The following is a 17211-nucleotide window of genomic DNA, read 5'->3' as shown; positions in this document are numbered from 1 at the left end:
CTCTGATAATTTAGTCATCATCTTGTGCCTCATCGGCATTAGTTGTTTTTTCTCTATGTCCGAAATTGCCCTTGCGGCGTCGCGTAAAATTCGTCTGCAATTAATGGCTGATGAGGGCGACTTACGTGCAGCCAAAGTGTTGAAACTTCAAGCTCATCCCGGTAGTTTTTTTACCGTTGTCCAAATCGGCCTTAATGCGGTGGCGATCATGGGCGGTATCGTTGGAGAGTCTGCTTTTAGACCTCATTTTGAACAACTATTGTTACCTTTATTAGGCAACGAATGGGGCTTACAACTGAGTTTTGTGTGTTCATTTATCACAGTTACATCCTTATTCATTCTATTTGCTGATTTAATGCCGAAGCGGATTGCCATGGTGATCCCTGAGCAAGTCGCGGTCACTTTTGTGATGCCGATTATTTTGTGTATTAAAGTGTTAAAACCTTTCGTGTGGATTTTTAATGGCTTGGCCAATGCGATTTTTAAATTGTTGCAAGTGCCTACAGCGCGAAACGATCAAGTTACTCACGATGATATTTACGCCATGATGACCGCAGGTACTGAAGCTGGTGTAATGGATAAAGGTGAGCAGCAAATGATGGAGAACGTGTTTGAAATGCAGTCGGTATCGGTGACCTCTGCAATGACGGCGCGTGAAAGTTTAGTGTATTTCTTACTGCAAGATAGTGAAGAAGTCATCAAACAAAAAATTGCTAAGAATCCACATAATAAGTTTATTGTTTGTGACGGCCAACTGGACATGATCAAAGGTTTTGTTGATGCTAAAGAGTTGCTCATTAGGGTGATTAACGGCGAGAACATCACCTTAAAAGGCAGTACCCTAGTGCATAATTGTCTGATCATTCCTGATACGTTGACTTTGTCTGAGTCGATGGAATATTTTAAGAATAATCGTTCTGACTTTGCGGTGGTCATGAACGAGTATGCTTTAGTCGTCGGCATTGTGACCACTAATGACTTACAAAGCGCCGTGATGGGGGCGTGGTCATTACACGAAAGTGAGGAGCAAATTGTTGCTCGTGATGGCAATTCTTGGTTAGTCGATGGTGTGACGCCTATCACTGATGTGATGCGCGCTTTTAATATTGAAGCCTTTCCGCATAATCAAAATTACGAAACCATTGCTGGTTTTATGATGTATATGTTGCGCAAAATCCCTAAACGGACTGATTTTGTCAATTACGCGGGTTACAAGTTTGAGGTAGTCGATATTGATTCATATAAAGTGGACCAATTACTGGTTACTCGTTTAGATATTGAGATGCCACCACTACCTTAAGTGTCGTCTATCCGCTTAAGTCTAAGTCGCCTCGGTACGATTAAATGATGTCTAAGAACGCACTAATGATTGGATCATTGGTGCGTTTTTCTTTGCAGCAACAGCCTAATTCAAAAGGAGGAATCGGCACCGGTGACAATAAGGTTTGGATACGCTCTCGCACCGGACTATTGTGGATCACCGCTTCTGGACTAATACCAACACCACAACCGAGTGCGACCATAGAGACAATTGCTTCCTGACCGGATACTTGAGCATAAATATTGGGTTTAATCCCCATCTGCTTAAACCATAAATCGATTCTTTTTCTGCCGGGACCATGGTCCGGTACGATATAAGGTAATTTAGCCCAGTCAATTTTTGCTTGATTGACCCATTGCTGAACTTGGCATTGTATTGTGGGTGCAATGACAGAAATCGGTACTTTATCAATCGGGGTAAAATGCAAACTGCTGGGGAGCACCTCTGGCAATGCAATAATGGCAATATCAGCACGATTCTTTTGAATTTGGCCGACTGCATTTGCCGGATCTCCGGTGTTGAGATTGATGTCTACATGGGGATGTTCACGTCTAAAGCGATCTAACAGTGCCGGTAAATGGCTGTAAGCAGCGGTCACCGAACAATACAGATTAAGATTACCGCGTAACACCTGCTGATTGGGATCAATCCGACTGCGTAGTTGGGTCCATTGCGCTAAAGTTTGCTCCGCAAAACCTTTAAATTCAATGCCTGCATGGGTAATAGTGACACTGCGATTGTCACGCTCGAACAATTTACTGCCTACTTCTTCTTCTAAACGCTGTAAAGCACGGCTTAACGTCGAGGGACTGACATGAGATTGCTCTGCAGTTTTGGCAAAATGCAGGCTATCGCACAAGTGTAAATACAATTTAAGTGAGCGAATATCCATAACAGTACCTTAAAGCACAAATTCAGTTGAGTATGAGGTTAATCAGTCCATGTTGCATTAATTGCAACGTGACGTCCCGAATATATCATTTTAAGCAATCATATGCATGCGCTATAGTGATTTCAATCACAACGCTTAAGGTCGCTGACTTATAAGATGTTGAGTCCCAAATTATTAAATTTTAAAGGTGGTATCAGATGGCTAACTATTTTAACTCTCTGAATTTACGTCAACAATTAGCTCAACTAGCACAATGCCGCTTTATGGACCGTACTGAATTCAGTGATGGTTGCCAATATATTAAAGATTGGAATATCGTTATTTTAGGTTGTGGCGCACAAGGCCTTAACCAAGGTTTAAACATGCGAGACTCAGGGCTGAACATTTCTTTTGCCTTGCGTCCGCAAGCGATCGCTGAAAAGCGTGCCTCATGGCAAAAAGCGACCGATAATGGTTTTAAAGTCGGCACCTTTGAAGAGCTTATTCCTGCAGCTGATTTAGTGTTAAACCTAACACCAGACAAGCAACATACCAATGTTGTTAATGCGGTTATGCCATTAATGAAACAAGGTTCTACGCTATCTTATTCACATGGTTTCAATATTGTTGAAGAAGGCATGCAAGTTCGTCCAGACATTACTGTTGTTATGGTTGCACCTAAGTGTCCAGCGACAGAAGTTCGTGAAGAATATAAGCGTGGTTTTGGCGTGCCGACCTTGATTGCTGTACATCCAGAAAATGATCCTAATGGTGACGGTGTAGCCATTGCTAAGGCTTATGCTAGTGCAACAGGTGGCGACCGTGCCGGTGTTTTAATGTCCTCGTTTGTGGCTGAAGTTAAGTCAGACTTAATGGGCGAGCAGACCATTTTATGTGGCATGTTGCAAACGGGTGCCATTTTAGGCTACGAGAAAATGGTCGCTGACGGTGTTGAACCTGGTTATGCCGGCAAGTTAATTCAACAAGGTTGGGAAACGGTTACCGAAGCACTTAAGCACGGCGGCATTACCAACATGATGGACCGCTTATCTAACCCAGCAAAAATCAAAGCATTTGATATGGCTGAAGAGTTAAAAGTTATCCTTAAGCCATTATTCGAAAAACACATGGATGACATTATTAGCGGTGAGTTTTCTCGCACTATGATGGCAGACTGGGCAAATGATGACGCTAACTTGCTGCGTTGGAGAGCGGAAACTAACGAAACCGCATTTGAAAATGCGCCAGTGTCATCTGAACATATTGATGAGCAAACCTACTTCGATAAAGGTATTTTCTTAGTGGCGATGATCAAAGCCGGTGTTGAGCTGGCATTTGATACCATGGTTGCCGCAGGTATTGTTGAAGAGTCTGCTTACTATGAGTCGTTACATGAAACCCCTTTGATTGCGAACACTATTGCACGCAAGCGTTTATACGAAATGAACGTAGTGATTTCGGATACGGCAGAATACGGTTGTTACTTGTTCAACCATGCTGCCGTGCCAATGTTACGTGATTATGTGAATGCCATGCCAGCGGCATATTTAGGTGCAGGGCTGGATGTTTCATCAAATGGTGTTGATAACAAACGTTTGATTGAAGTGAATGAGCAAATTCGCCATACCGATGTTGAATTCATTGGCGCAGAATTACGCGGTTACATGACCGACATGAAAGGCATTGTGGAAGCGAACTAAGCACTAATTACCAAGTGTTTAATTGAACTGATGTTGTACCTGTTCAGAGTTTTGGCTGGAAATACAGCTCCGTTGTCGGACAGGCATCAATCGAAACGCCTTCATCCTCCTGATTGAGGCGTGGGGAAAACAAATAGTTAGAGTGAGTTCGACTTGATTATGTCGTTGAACTCATAGGTTAAGTTTTTGTTGTTGTTTGCATTGTCTCGGCAGGGAAGCTGAATTTTTTTTATAAAGACAATTTATTAGTTGTGCTAAGTAAATCTTTTATGGTACTTGTTAGTAATACCGTAACGTTATTTGAACATAACTAAACAAATTATTTACTAGAAACTTAGGATACAGTCTAAAACATGTTAAACCATGCAGCCATGCTCATTCTCGTAATTATTACCGTAGTGATTATTAAGTCACAGCGGGGGTGGCGTTTGGCAACTAGACTGACCTAAGAGTCAAACAGATTGCAAAAACCCCCGCTCCGAAAGGACCGGGGGTTTTTTAGTTTTAGGCTTAAAGAAAAACAACCACACAGTAGAGCAGCAGAACCATTGACGAAGTAGAGAGCAACATATGGAAGCAGGACAGAAAATGCGCGGCGCGGATGCAGTAATCAAAGTACTAGCAGCACATGGTGTGACAACCGTATTTGGTTATCCTGGTGGAGCGATTATGCCAATCTACGATGCCCTTTATGGCGGTCCGGTAGAACACTTGCTTAGTCGTCACGAACAAGGTGCTGCGTTTGCTGCTGTAGGGTATGCCCGCGCCAGTGGTAAAACCGGAGTGTGCTTTGCCACCTCAGGTCCAGGGGCCACGAATCTCATCACTTCACTTGCCGATGCTTTACTTGACTCAGTGCCATTAGTTGCCATAACCGGTCAAGTGTCTACTAGTGTTATTGGAACTGACGCATTTCAAGAAATCGATGTATTAGGTATGTCGTTGTCATGTACCAAACATAGCTTTATGGTCACCGACATCAACGAGTTAATCCCGACTTTATATCGGGCATTCGAAATCGCTGCAGAAGGACGTCCTGGTCCTGTATTAGTTGATATCCCAAAAGACATCCAACTTGCGGCATTAGAATACAGAACACCGCTTCAAAGCGTTGCTGATGAGTTACAACCTCAGATAAGCGATTTAGATGCAGCTGCAGAGTTAATTAAGCAGGCTAAAAAACCTATGTTATACGTTGGCGGTGGTGTGGGGATGGCGGGTGCTGTTGCGCATTTACGTCAGTTCATCGACACCACGGGTATCCCATCCGTAGCGACGTTAAAAGGCTTGGGCAGTATTGCACATGGGACTAAAGGTTATTTAGGCATGTTGGGTATGCATGGTGGTAAAGGTGCCAACCTTGCAGTGCAAGAATGCGATTTATTGATGGTTGTCGGTGCACGTTTTGATGACAGGGTTACTGGCCGCCTTGCCAGTTTCGCCAGTAATGCCAAAGTATTGCATTTAGACATCGATGCCGCCGAAATTGGCAAGTTACGCCAGGCGGATGTCGCCATTGCCGCCGAGTTGAGCATAGTGTTGCCAGCATTAACTGCGGCGGTAGCAGATAAGCTTGATATTGGTCAGTGGCAAGCAGATGTTGAGGAGTTGTCTCGAAAGCATCAATGGGATTATCACCATCCAGGTGATTTAATTTATGCGCCAGCGATGTTACGTCGTTTAGCCAATAAATTACCGGAAGACAGCGTAGTTGCTTGCGATGTCGGCCAGCATCAAATGTGGGTTGCACAGCACATGTGGTTCCGCCGCCCTGAAGATCATTTAACCAGCGCAGGGTTAGGCACTATGGGCTTTGGTTTACCTGCCGCCATTGGTGCCCAAGTCGCACGCCCCGATGCGACTGTGGTTACTGTCTCTGGTGATGGCTCGTTTATGATGAATGTCCAAGAGTTAACCACCATTAAACGCCGTAAATTACCGGTGAAAATCTTACTGATTGATAACCAAAAACTGGGTATGGTTAAGCAATGGCAACAGCTATTTTTTGAAGAACGTTACAGTGAAACAGACTTATCTGATAACCCTAACTTTGTCCTTATGGCGTCGGCATTTGATATCCCTGGCCGAACCATTACGCGTGCGGATCAAGTCGAGCAAGGATTAGATGATATGTTAAACAGTAGCGGTCCTTACATGCTGCATGTATCGATTGATGATATTTTTAACGTATGGCCTTTAGTACCGCCGGGTGCGAGTAATAGTGACATGATGGACCAAATGGAGAAGCAAACATGATGCATGCATTAGAAATAACCGTTCAGCAACGCCCCGAGGTACTTGAACGCGTGCTCCGTGTGACTCGCCATCGAGGATTTAAAGTGACTCAAATGCAGGTGCGCATCAACGATGACACCAGTATGGCGGTCGACTTATGGGTTGAGGCCGAACGCGCCATTGAATTGTTAAGTACCCAGTTAGATAAACTCATTGATGTGATGCATTGTAAAGTTTTGCCAGCAGTGTCACTGGATCAAGCAGCAAACAGTTAAGCTTTTTTATCACTCATTATTAGAACGTTATCCGTGATCAAATCGGTAACGCGCTCCACATTAAACAAGGATATTTGCAATGCCAAAATTACGTTCAGCAACCAGTACCGAAGGCCGCAACATGGCAGGCGCCCGCGCACTATGGCGTGCCACTGGCGTAAAAGAAAATGATTTTGGTAAGCCCATTATTGCCATTGCCAATTCGTTCACCCAGTTTGTACCGGGTCATGTACATTTAAAGAATATGGGCTCATTGGTTGCTGGCGCGATTGAAGAGGCGGGCGGTATTGCCAAAGAGTTCAATACTATTGCCGTCGATGATGGTATCGCCATGGGTCATGGCGGCATGTTGTACAGCTTACCGTCTCGTGAGTTAATTGCAGATAGTGTTGAATATATGGTCAACGCTCATTGTGCAGATGCATTAGTGTGTATTTCTAACTGCGATAAAATTACCCCAGGCATGTTAATGGCCGCGCTGCGATTAAATATCCCTGTGGTATTTGTGTCTGGTGGCCCAATGGAAGCAGGTAAAACCAAGTTATCTGATCAAATTATTAAACTTGATTTAGTCGATGCCATGATTGCCGGTGCAGATTCTAATGTCAGTGATGAAGACAGCAAGCAAATTGAACGCAGTGCTTGCCCTACATGTGGCTCGTGCTCAGGTATGTTTACTGCTAATTCAATGAACTGTTTGACCGAGGCCTTAGGTTTGTCTTTACCGGGTAATGGCTCAATGCTTGCAACTCATGAAGACCGTCGTGAATTATTTTTAGAAGCAGGTCGCCGGGTGATGATGCTGGCTGAACGTTATTACAAGCATGACGATGAAACTGCCTTGCCACGTAATATTGCGTCATTTAAATCATTTGAAAATGCCATGGTACTCGATGTTGCCATGGGAGGTTCATCTAATACTGTGTTGCATTTAGTCGCCGCAGCGCAAGAGGCGGAAATTGACTTTACTATGGCGGATATTGATCGCATATCGCGCTTAGTGCCTCATCTATGTAAGGTTGCACCATCAACGCCTAAATATCATATGGAAGATGTTCACCGTGCTGGTGGGGTAATGGGGATTTTAGGCGAGTTAGATAGAGCAGGTTTAATCCATAACGATGTACCGCATGTGGCCGCAGACAATGGTGGTGATTTAAAATCAGTCTTAGCTAAGTACGACATTAAACAAACTAACGATCCAGATGTAATCCGCTTTTTTAGTGCCGGCCCTGCTGGTATTCCCACCACGAAAGCATTCAGCCAAAATTGTCGTTGGGACAGTGTTGATGATGATCGTGAAAATGGCTGTATTCGTTCGCGTGAGTTTGCCTTTAGCCAAGAAGGGGGCTTAGCCGTATTGTCAGGTAATGTGGCCGTTGATGGTTGTATTGTGAAAACCGCAGGGGTAGACGAGTCTAACTTAACCTTTGTTGGTAGCGCTCGAGTGTATGAAAGCCAAGACGATGCGGTAGCCGGTATTCTCGGTGGCGAAGTCGTTGAAGGTGATGTAGTGGTTATTCGCTACGAAGGCCCTAAAGGTGGTCCGGGTATGCAAGAAATGCTCTATCCAACAACCTACTTAAAATCACGTGGTTTAGGCACTAAATGTGCGTTAATTACCGATGGGCGTTTTTCCGGTGGTACTTCAGGTTTATCGATTGGTCATGTGTCACCAGAAGCGGCGTCAGGTGGCACCATTGCACTTATCGAGAACGGCGATCAAATTGCCATCGACATTCCCAAGCGTAGCATTCAGCTTAATATCAGCGATAAAGAGCTTGCTCAGCGTCGCACTGCGATGGATGCCAAAGGTCCGCTAGGTTGGAAGCCGGTTGCTCGTGAACGTTATGTGTCATTAGCGCTTAAGGCGTATGCATTATTGGCCACCAGTGCTGATAAAGGTGCCGTTCGCGATCGCTCTAAGCTGGAGGGGTAATATGTTGGCTTTGGCGTCTCAAACTCAATTAGATTTAGCGCATTATTATTTACAGAAAATTTTGCTGTCGTCTGTTTATGATGTGGCTAAAGTGACGCCATTGTCGAGCATGAATAAATTGTCTGCTCGCTTTGGTTGTCAGGTGTATTTAAAGCGTGAAGATATGCAGCCTGTGCATTCGTTTAAAATACGTGGTGCCTACAACCGTATCGCAGCGTTAACTCAAGATGAGTGCGATAGAGGTGTGGTGTGCGCATCAGCGGGCAATCACGCTCAAGGGGTAGCTATGTCTGCTGCCAGTCGCGGTATTGATGCCGTAATTGTAATGCCTAGTACCACGCCAGATATTAAGATTGATGCGGTGAAACGCTTGGGTGGCAATGTGGTCCTTCATGGGCAGGCGTTTGATCAAGCCAATGACTATGCCAAAAACCTCTCGGCAACAGAAGGACGGGTGTATATCGCCCCATTTGATGACGAAGCGGTTATTGCCGGACAAGGCACTATTGCTCAAGAAATGGTACAACAACAACGCGATATTGAAATCGTGTTTGTGCCTGTTGGCGGTGGTGGTTTAATTGCCGGTATTGCGGCCTATTACAAAGCTGTGATGCCGCAAGTTAAGATCATTGGGGTTGAACCCGAAGACGCTGCTTGCTTAAAGGCGGCACTCGAAGCTGATGAACCAGTAACTTTGGCTCAAGTGGGGTTGTTTGCTGACGGCGTAGCGGTTAAGCGGATTGGTACTGAGCCATTTCGTTTAGCGCGTGAATACGTTGATGAAGTGGTTACCGTCACTTCTGATGAAATTTGTGCCGCAGTAAAAGATATTTTTGAGGATACCCGCGCGATAGCCGAACCCGCTGGAGCCTTGTCGATTGCGGGGCTTAAAAAGTACATGGCGCAACAGGGTGACTCTATCGATGCCCCCAAAAAAGTAGCGGCTATTCTCAGTGGTGCTAACGTCAATTTTCATAGTTTACGTTATGTGTCTGAACGTTGTGAATTAGCTGAGCAAAAAGAGGCGGTATTAGCGGTTAAAATACCTGAAAAACCAGGCAGTTTTTTACGTTTTTGTGAGTTACTTGATAAACGAGTGATGACCGAGTTTAATTACCGTTTTAGCAGTCGTGATATTGCAGTGGTATTTGCGGGTATTCGTCTCACTGGCGGCCAAGCAGAACTCAGTGAGATCATTGCTAAGTTAGAGTCTGAAGGCTTTGAAGTTCAAGACTTATCCCAAGATGAAACCGCTAAATTACACGTGCGTTATATGGTCGGTGGTCACCCACTTGAGCCATTAGAAGAGCGCTTATTTAGCTTTGAGTTTCCTGAGCATCCCGGGGCATTGCTGAAGTTTTTAACCACTTTACAGAGCAAATGGAATATCAGTTTATTTCATTACCGTAATCATGGTGCAGCCTTTGGTAGGGTGTTAACCGGTTTTGAAGTACCGGCTAAAGATGACGTCGCGTTTGCGCAATTTTTAATGGAGCTCGGTTTCGTTTATCAAGAAGAAACCCACAGTCCGGCTTATCAGTTATTTTTAAATAGTGCGAAAGCAAAATCATAATTCATTTTTAACTGACCTGAACTATGGATAAGAGGCGAAGATATGATATTAAAGATCATAGGCTTAGACGTTTATCACTATCAAACTTGTCATTTGTTTTACTAACAAGGCGAATTGCGCGTCAATAGCGGGTCTATGGCAAGTTGATTCAACACCGTTAGCAAGACAAAGGGCTGTTTGAGAGGCGTTTATTATCCCTAGTTCAGGTTAACTACCATTCTTAGGTGATTTAGTGCCTCAATGTGGTATTGTCAGTACGCCTAAAACGAAAAAATATTCGTGGGTCTGTAGAAACGATTACCAACAAGTTAATGTTGATTTATTTTGCTGCAACTGATTGGTATGTTTTGCTTTATATGTAGGGTAAATTTTTCCAGATTCATATTGAGTTATGAATTTTAGACCTCATTTTAAGGAGACATTGATGTTACCCGTGCCAACAATTCCAGTTTTTATGCCACCGCGCAGAATCTTAATGGGCCCAGGCCCATCTGATGTGTATCCCGAAGTGCTTGCGGCACAATCAAGGCCGACTATCGGTCACCTTGACCCATTATTTGTCGGCATGATGGATGAGCTCAAAAGCTTAATTCAATATGCTTTTCAAACTAAAAACGAAATGACTTTAGCGGTATCAGCACCAGGCAGTGCCGGTATGGAAACCTGTTTTGTCAATTTAGTTGAGCCAGGCGAAAAGGTCATCGTATGTCGTAATGGGGTGTTTGGTGAGCGCATGCGTCAAAACGTTGAACGAGTTGGCGGTGTAGCAGTTGTTGTCGACAATGAATGGGGCGAACCTGTATGCCCAGATAAAGTTGAAGCAGCACTCGTGGCGCATCCAGATGCAAAATTTCTCGCATTTGTACATGCCGAAACTTCAACAGGTGCACTGTCTGATGCGAAAACCTTGTGCACCTTAGCGCAATTACATGACTGTATCAGTATTGTTGATGCCGTAACCTCATTGGGTGGTGTTGAATTGCTGGTGGATGAGTGGGGCATTGATGCCATTTATTCTGGCAGCCAAAAGTGTCTCTCCTGTGTCCCCGGTTTATCGCCTGTGTCATTTTCACCTAAAGCGGTTGCCAAGCTTAAAGCCCGTACTACCCAGGTGCAAAGTTGGTTTTTAGATCAAACCTTAGTCATGGGTTATTGGGGCAATAGTGCTGGTGCTAAACGCAGTTATCATCATACTGCGCCAGTGAATGCCTTATATGCTCTGCATGAATCTTTACGTTTACTTGCCAATGAAGGGCTCGAAAATGCCTGGGCAAGACACCGAAAAATGCACTTGTTACTGCGTGATGGGCTAACAACATTAGGCTTTAAATTTGTGGTTGAAGAGTCGTCGCGTTTACCGCAACTCAATACAGTATATATTCCAGACGGTGTCGATGACGCTGCAGTGCGTAAGCATTTATTGGAAGAATATAATTTAGAAATTGGTGCTGGGCTAGGTGCTTTAGCAGGTAAAGCATGGCGTATCGGCCTGATGGGCTTCAGTGCTCGTCGTGAAAATGTCGCCCTTTGCTTACACGCATTAGAAGAGTCGTTAACATAAACATTGATTGTTGAATTATCATAAAAATGACGCTTTAGAGCGTCATTTTTTATGATTTTTCAGAGATTATTTAGTCGCTAATCAGCTAACTTTTTCTCTAATTCATTGACTTGTACTTGTAATGCTTCCAGCTTTTCACGGGTTTTCAGTAACACATGTTGCTGCACTTCAAACTCTTCACGCGATACCACATCCAGCTTCATCAGTTGGTTTTGTAATAGCTGCTTGCTGCGCTCTTCAAATTCCCCTGCAAACTGCTTAACACCGCTAGGTAAGTTGTCGCTAAGTTGTTTAGCGAGCTCTTCAATTTTCTTTGGATTAATCATTATGATCCCCTACTGATATATTGAGTTAATTGTAACCGAGGTGAGCGCTTTTCCAAACCTTAACTGTGATTTTTCGTTAACCGTCACCAGTTGATTCTGCTATGATCCGCCTTCGTTTAACGTTAAGTAAGGTGTAATAATTAATGAAACTCAATCCAGGGCAAAATGAAGCCGTACATTATGTGTCGGGTCCATGCTTAGTGCTTGCTGGCGCGGGGAGTGGTAAAACACGAGTTATCATTAATAAAATTGCTTACTTAGTTGAAAAGTGTGGCTACAAAGCCCGCAATATTGCCGCCGTAACCTTTACTAATAAAGCCGCGCGTGAAATGAAAGAGCGTGTGGCTCAGTCTATGGGCCGCAAAGAAGCCCGTGGATTATGGATATCTACCTTTCACACCTTAGGACTCGAAATCATTAAGCGTGAGCATAAAGTGCTTGGGCTTAAGGCGGGTTTCTCTTTGTTTGATGATCAAGATACCTTCGCGCTATTAAAAGAGCTGACTGAAGATGAGTTCGATGACGATAAAGATTTAATCAAGTCCTTGGCATCAGCCATATCGAACTGGAAAGGGGGATTAGTGATCCCTCAGCAGGCAATCAGTATGGCAAAAGATGAGCAAAGCCAATTATTTGCTACCTTGTATCAACGATATGCTCAGCATATGAAGTCCTATAATGCGCTCGATTTTGATGATCTTATCTTAATTCCAACCTTATTGTTGCGGATGAATGATGAGGTGCGTACCCGCTGGCAAACCAAAATTCAATACTTGCTGGTGGATGAGTATCAAGATACTAATACTAGCCAATACGAATTAGTGAAACTGTTGGTGGGTCAGCGTTCACGTTTTACCGTGGTAGGTGATGACGATCAGTCTATTTATTCTTGGCGTGGCGCCAAACCGCAAAATCTGGTGTTGCTAGGAACTGATTTTCCTAAGCTTAAATTAATTAAGCTAGAGCAAAACTATCGATCAAGCCAACGTATTCTCCGTGCTGCCAATATTTTGATTGCCAACAACCCTCACGTGTACGATAAGGCGTTATTTAGTGAGTTAGCTTATGGTGAGCCACTAAGAGTATTAATAGCCGCTAACGAAGAGCAGGAAGCTGAGCGAGTGGTGGCAGAGATAATTCGGCATAAGTTTGTTGGGCGGACTAAATTTGGTGATTACGCCATTTTATACCGAGGTAATCATCAATCTCGTTTACTCGAACGATCGCTCATGACCAACCGCATTCCTTATAAGCTCAGTGGTGGTACTTCCTTTTTCTCCCGAGCAGAAATTAAAGACATCATGGGGTATTTACGTTTAGTGGTGAATCCTGACGATGATAATGCTTTTTTGCGGGTGGTTAACTTGCCTAAACGTGGTATCGGCCCTGCATCGCTGGAACGTTTGGGTAATTTTGCTAATCAAAAGCATATTTCGCTATTTGAAGCGATTTTTGATGTTGAATTGAATCATCACCTTGCACCCGCGGCAGTCAACTCGCTGTATCAATTTGGCAAATTTATTGTTGATACTGGTGAGCTCGCAACTCGTGGAGAGCCGGTTGAAGCGATTAAACAGCTGATCCGCAAAATTAATTACGAAGATTATCTGTACGAAACCAGTACCAGCGCTAAAGCGGCCGAAATGAGGATGAAAAATATTTCTGAATTATACCGTTGGGTTACCGAAATGCTCGAAGGTGATGAGTTAGATGAACCGATGACGCTACCGGAAGTGGTTACTCGATTAACCCTGCGCGACATGATGGAACGTAATAGCGAGGATGAAGGTGGCGATCAAGTACAGTTAATGACTTTACATGCTTCTAAAGGACTGGAATATCCTTTTGTATTTATGGTGGGGGTTGAAGAGAGAATTTTACCGCACCAGTCGAGTATTGACGAAGACAATGTCGATGAAGAACGGCGTCTGGCTTATGTGGGGATAACGCGAGCGCAGCGTGAATTATGGTTTGTGATATGTCGCGAGCGCCGCCAATTTGGTGAGACGATGCGCTGTGAACCCAGTCGCTTTTTACTTGAGTTACCACAAGATGACTTAATCTGGGAAAACCGTAAGCCAGTTCAAACTGAAGAGCAGCGTGTGGAAACCAGTAAAAGCCATATTGCCAACATACGCGATATGTTTAAAAAGTAGTGCTAATTAGGTTGGCCTATTGATTAGGCACAAGACTTATGGGGCTTTTTTTTTTCGTTAAATAATTTGCTGATTGCTCGCCCTTGACCACGCATATAACCAAGTTCTAAAAACTGTCTTACTTGTTGTTGCGTGTCAATGGTAGTGGCGTACATGTCGAAATTAAGTGTTTGCGCCGTCAATTGGTAAGCTTTGACTAATTGTAACTGTTTATCATTGAGTAAGTGCTTACTGATGTCTTCATCTAACTTTAATGCTTTAATCGGTAAGAAGCTTAAGCAACTGAGCGAGCTGTAACCTGTACCATAGCCATCGATACCGATTTGCACATCCAGTTGCGAGATAAGCTCGAAGCCATTGATATGATTTTCGGTGTCTTGCATTAAGGCTTGTTCGTTAAAAAATAATATCAGTTTACGTAAATCGATATTACTGCCTTTGATGGTATTTTTGAGATTGCGTAACACAAACTTATTTTTAATATGTTGACTGCTAATCGATAAGTGCAGATCAATATTGGTACCATATCGTTGCTTAATTGATTGGAAATGTTCATTTAAGTGGCCAAACATATAAGCATCTAAATTCAGTGTTAGCTGATATTGTGCCGCCAAGCGTTTCATTTTTGAGTGATCAATAATGCCTTGTTTTAGATGATGCCATTCAACTTGTGGTTCAATAGCAATAATCTCACCAGTGTTAAAGTCGACCACTTCAATATAATGTATCTTAAATCCCTGTTGCTCGAGCGCCTGCTTAAATTCAATTTCTAAGTCATGTTGTAATTTAGATTTCGCGCTCAGCTTGTTATCAAAAATGACGAAACACCCTTTACCATTTGCTTTAGCTTGATACATTGCGGCGTCAGCATCTCGCAGAAGAGATTCACTGGTCACTAGCTTATTACGTCCGCTAAAAGCCACCCCTATACTCGCACCAGAGATGAATTCTTGTTTGGCTAACTGATAGGGCATAGATAATGTTTGTAAAATACGCTCACAGACTTCGACGGCATCTTCTGTGGCATTAATTGAGTCCAGTAATATAACAAATTCATCACCGCCCATGCGAGCCAGAGTATCGTTGTCGCGAATACATGATTTTATGCGTTGTGACGTTTCAATTAAAAAACGATCGCCTTCTAGGTGACCAAAAGAGTCATTGATGACCTTGAAACGGTCAAGATCGATAAATAATAATGCAAATTGATCTAGCCCATGACGACGTAAGTGCTTTAATGCTTGTGATAAACGTTCCATCAAATAGCTACGGTTAGGTAACCCTGTCAGGCCATCATGTTGAGCATCATATAATAATTGATCTTCCATTTTCCGGCGTTGATTAATCTCTTTTTGGAGATTGTTGTTGAGTTCTGCAAGCGCCATGGTCCGTTGAACAACTTTATCTTCTAATAGCTCGTGGCTATTCTTAAGTGACTCAGCAGCGAGTTTACGTTCAATCGCATTAGCCATGTGCTGCGACACAAAGGTCAGCAGTTCAAGATCTTTTAATTGATAAATATGGGCGTCATCTAGACTATAAATGGTTAATGCCCCAGCAACTTCACCATTAATGATTAACGGAATACCTATCCATTGATGCATTCTATCGGTTTTGTTTAATTCTGGTGATTTAGCGTAAATTTCACCTAGGCTAACCATGGTCGAGATATCTTTAGCTGAAAATAATCGCGGTAATTTATGTTGGAGAATATATTCGGTTAATCCATCTTGCATTGGGCGAGAGGCAGGATATTCAGCCGTCATTTGCGACACATAAAACGGAAACGACAGCATATTATTTTTGTCAATTAACGAAATAAAACAGTTATTGGCAGGAATGAGCTGGCTGATAATAGCGTGGAGCCGTAAGTAGAAATCTTGCTGAAGCACGTTGGATGCAGATAAATCGGCAATTTCAAACAGTGTTTTTTGCAATTTCTCCGCTTTAACTCGCTCAGTGACTTCTTGTTTAACCTTCTCATACGCTTGGCTGAGCTCTTTAGTGCGCTCCACAATGGCTTGCTCAAGTTGTTGGTGATGCTCAAGTCGTTCCATTACTCCTGAAATATGATGGCAAATAAAGCCCATTAACTCTAATTCTAACTCACCGTAAGTATTGGCTTCGTTGTAGCTTTGCACCACAAGCACACCACTTACGACGTCTTTGGTTTTAATCGGTACCCCAAGCCATTGATGACTTGGCGAGCCAAGGCTTTTAATATCGCCACTGGCAATCAATTCATTAAACTTATTATCGTCGCATAACAAAGGCTCACCATTGCGAAGCACATACCCAGTTAGACCACTATTGAGTAATGCCGATATTTCTTGGTCTGGGTAAAGCTCTGTTGGATGAGAATCTTGTTGGTCAGCAAAAAAGGGTAAACTTGTTAGCCCTGTTTTAGCATCTTGAGATGCAATAAAAAAGTTTTCTGCAGGGATAAGCTGTTGTAGATGTAAATGAACTCGTTGATAAAAGTCATCAAGTGAAGTGACCTGGGTCGCAATATTGGAAATACCGAGTAAGGCGTTTTGAATAATCTCAGAACGTTTATATTTTTTAGCCAAACGCCTTAAACGAGCGACCCGTTTTTGGAGATGCTCGATCCTAGGAAAGGTTTCAGAGTGGCTAATGATTGTATCCATACCCTTGTTTATCGTTATCCTATTAATTCTGTGAACAAATATTGTTGAACAATCATTATAATTACCATAAATATAAATGTGATCCAAGCGAAATAAATGTAAACACAAGGTTAATAATTGTCGTAAGTGATAAAAAACAGGTTAATTGTTGCCTTAAACGCGTAAAAGTTAGTCAGTCAGTCAAAAGAAAGTAAATCAAGGCTAGACGTGAAGCTGTTTTATCCCTATTATATGCCTCGCTAACCAAGGCGAGCGCCCATAGCTCAGCTGGATAGAGCGTACCCCTCCGGAGGGTAAGGCCGAAGGTTCGAATCCTTCTGGGCGCACCATTCGGCAAGTACAGTTTCTGTCGTATTGGTTAGTAGAATTGAAAGTCAGTGGTGATTGTAGCTCAGTTGGTAGAGTCCCGGATTGTGATTCCGGTTGTCGTGGGTTCGAGCCCCATCAGTCACCCCATTCAATTTGTTGTTTTATATTTATTTCGGTGATTAGCGCAGCCCGGTAGCGCATCTCGTTTGGGACGAGAGGGTCAGAGGTTCGAATCCTCTATCACCGACCACATTTAAGTAAACAGGTTAACTTGATTAATTGGTTTACTGCACAGTT

Annotated in this window: 11 protein-coding genes and 3 tRNA genes; 11 read left to right on the top strand and 3 right to left on the bottom strand. The window is 43.3% G+C overall.

The annotated features are described in order from the left end of the window. On the top strand, positions 1-1300 hold a 1300-nt coding region (locus H5185_RS15940; RefSeq protein ID WP_182742596.1), incomplete at its 5' end, for a hemolysin family protein. A gap of 40 nt (positions 1301-1340) precedes the next feature. Here the strand turns inward: H5185_RS15940 and ilvY are convergent. After that, entirely contained in the window at positions 1341-2213 is an 873-nt protein-coding gene (ilvY, locus tag H5185_RS15935) for an HTH-type transcriptional activator IlvY (RefSeq protein ID WP_124017530.1), read from the bottom strand. 197 nt (positions 2214-2410) lie between these two features. Here ilvY and ilvC point away from each other — a divergent pair, with 197 nt between their 5' ends. The 6 genes from ilvC (at position 2411) to H5185_RS15905 (ending at position 11475) form a co-directional block, all read left to right on the top strand. Next, positions 2411-3892, top strand: coding sequence for a ketol-acid reductoisomerase (gene ilvC, locus H5185_RS15930; protein WP_124017531.1), 1482 nt, complete (start codon positions 2411-2413; stop codon positions 3890-3892). Between the two features lie 570 nt (positions 3893-4462). Next, on the top strand, positions 4463-6148 hold the full coding sequence (ilvG, locus tag H5185_RS15925; protein ID WP_182742595.1) for an acetolactate synthase 2 catalytic subunit: 1686 nt from the start codon (positions 4463-4465) through the stop codon (positions 6146-6148). Continuing rightward, the gene (gene ilvM / locus H5185_RS15920; RefSeq protein WP_123778371.1) at positions 6145-6402 is read left to right on the top strand and encodes an acetolactate synthase 2 small subunit; all 258 of its coding nucleotides are present in this window, start codon (positions 6145-6147) and stop codon (positions 6400-6402) included. Before ilvG ends, ilvM begins: the two co-directional genes overlap by 4 nt. 79 nt (positions 6403-6481) lie before the next feature. After that, positions 6482-8341, top strand: coding sequence for a dihydroxy-acid dehydratase (gene ilvD, locus H5185_RS15915; protein WP_182742594.1), 1860 nt, complete (start codon positions 6482-6484; stop codon positions 8339-8341). A 1-nt stretch (position 8342) separates the two neighbouring features. Beyond that, positions 8343-9914, top strand: coding sequence for a threonine ammonia-lyase, biosynthetic (ilvA, locus tag H5185_RS15910; protein ID WP_124017534.1), 1572 nt, complete (start codon positions 8343-8345; stop codon positions 9912-9914). A 424-nt stretch (positions 9915-10338) separates the two neighbouring features. Then, positions 10339-11475 (top strand): alanine--glyoxylate aminotransferase family protein, encoded by a 1137-nt coding sequence (locus tag H5185_RS15905; RefSeq protein ID WP_124017535.1) that lies wholly within the window; start codon positions 10339-10341, stop codon positions 11473-11475. Positions 11476-11552: 77 nt separating this feature from the next. Here the strand turns inward: H5185_RS15905 and H5185_RS15900 are convergent, their stop codons facing one another. Continuing rightward, complete coding sequence (locus H5185_RS15900; protein WP_124017536.1) at positions 11553-11801, bottom strand: ubiquinone biosynthesis accessory factor UbiK; 249 nt, start codon at positions 11799-11801, stop codon at positions 11553-11555. A 143-nt stretch (positions 11802-11944) separates the two neighbouring features. On the opposite strand from H5185_RS15900, the gene rep reads away from it, so the two are divergent. Continuing rightward, the gene (gene rep / locus H5185_RS15895; protein WP_182742593.1) at positions 11945-13957 is read left to right on the top strand and encodes a DNA helicase Rep; all 2013 of its coding nucleotides are present in this window, start codon (positions 11945-11947) and stop codon (positions 13955-13957) included. Positions 13958-13980: 23 nt separating this feature from the next. On the opposite strand, the gene H5185_RS15890 is transcribed toward rep, so the two are convergent. After that, a complete protein-coding gene (locus tag H5185_RS15890) occupies positions 13981-16605 on the bottom strand; it encodes a diguanylate cyclase domain-containing protein (RefSeq protein WP_182742592.1) in 2625 nt (874 codons plus the stop codon). Between the two features lie 252 nt (positions 16606-16857). On the opposite strand from H5185_RS15890, the gene H5185_RS15885 reads away from it, so the two are divergent. The 3 genes from H5185_RS15885 to H5185_RS15875 all read left to right on the top strand — a co-directional run bounded on the left by H5185_RS15885 (position 16858) and on the right by H5185_RS15875 (position 17164). Next, positions 16858-16934 (top strand) — tRNA-Arg (locus H5185_RS15885). Between the two features lie 51 nt (positions 16935-16985). Beyond that, a tRNA-His gene (locus tag H5185_RS15880) sits at positions 16986-17061 on the top strand. A gap of 26 nt (positions 17062-17087) precedes the next feature. Continuing rightward, positions 17088-17164 (top strand) — tRNA-Pro (locus tag H5185_RS15875). Positions 17165-17211: the final 47 nt, after the last annotated feature.

This window comes from Shewanella sp. SG44-6, from assembly GCF_014164185.1.
GTDB classification, from domain to species: Bacteria; Pseudomonadota; Gammaproteobacteria; order Enterobacterales; family Shewanellaceae; genus Shewanella; species Shewanella vesiculosa.
This window is presented reverse-complemented; position numbering and strand designations above follow the sequence as displayed.

Bases quoted from the DNA above. Each gene is read 5' to 3' on its own strand.
- ilvY (WP_124017530.1), bottom strand. From the start codon at position 2,213: ATGGATATTCGCTCACTTAAATTGTATTTACACTTGTGCGATAGCCTG.
- ilvC (WP_124017531.1), top strand. From the start codon at position 2,411: ATGGCTAACTATTTTAACTCTCTGAATTTACGTCAACAATTAGCTCAA.
- ilvG (WP_182742595.1), top strand. From the start codon at position 4,463: ATGGAAGCAGGACAGAAAATGCGCGGCGCGGATGCAGTAATCAAAGTA.
- ilvM (WP_123778371.1), top strand. From the start codon at position 6,145: ATGATGCATGCATTAGAAATAACCGTTCAGCAACGCCCCGAGGTACTT.
- ilvD (WP_182742594.1), top strand. From the start codon at position 6,482: ATGCCAAAATTACGTTCAGCAACCAGTACCGAAGGCCGCAACATGGCA.
- ilvA (WP_124017534.1), top strand. From the start codon at position 8,343: ATGTTGGCTTTGGCGTCTCAAACTCAATTAGATTTAGCGCATTATTAT.
- H5185_RS15905 (WP_124017535.1), top strand. From the start codon at position 10,339: ATGTTACCCGTGCCAACAATTCCAGTTTTTATGCCACCGCGCAGAATC.
- H5185_RS15900 (WP_124017536.1), bottom strand. From the start codon at position 11,801: ATGATTAATCCAAAGAAAATTGAAGAGCTCGCTAAACAACTTAGCGAC.
- rep (WP_182742593.1), top strand. From the start codon at position 11,945: ATGAAACTCAATCCAGGGCAAAATGAAGCCGTACATTATGTGTCGGGT.
- H5185_RS15890 (WP_182742592.1), bottom strand. From the start codon at position 16,605: ATGGATACAATCATTAGCCACTCTGAAACCTTTCCTAGGATCGAGCAT.